At 65.9% G+C, this 255-nt stretch carries 1 protein-coding gene; it reads right to left on the bottom strand.

Translation table 11 applies throughout. The annotated features are described in order from the left end of the window. Nucleotides 1-255: Ig-like domain-containing protein (locus GM668_RS30820; protein WP_170305938.1), on the bottom strand; the 255-nt coding region annotated here is incomplete at both ends.

Here is a 255-nt window from a genome sequence, read left to right as displayed (position 1 = left end):
TGCCGTTGGTCAGCGCAGTGCCGATCAGCGTGCCGCCGTCATATACCGACACCGTGCTGTTGGCTTCCGCCGTGCCGCTGATGGTTGGCTTGTTGACATTGGTGATGCGGTCGCCCGGCACACCCGAATCCGACACCAGCCCCGGCGCTGCCGGCACCGCCGGCGCCGTGCGGTCGATCGTCACTTTCAGGCCCTGCGACGGCGCACTGAAGTTGCCCGCCTTGTCTTCCTGCGTGACCGTGTACGCAATGTCGA

It is taken from the genome of Pseudoduganella ginsengisoli, assembly GCF_009720865.1.
GTDB classification, from domain to species: domain Bacteria; phylum Pseudomonadota; class Gammaproteobacteria; order Burkholderiales; family Burkholderiaceae_D; genus Rugamonas; species Rugamonas ginsengisoli.
The sequence above is the reverse complement of the archived record's forward strand: the minus strand, read 5'-3'. Positions and strand labels throughout refer to the sequence as shown.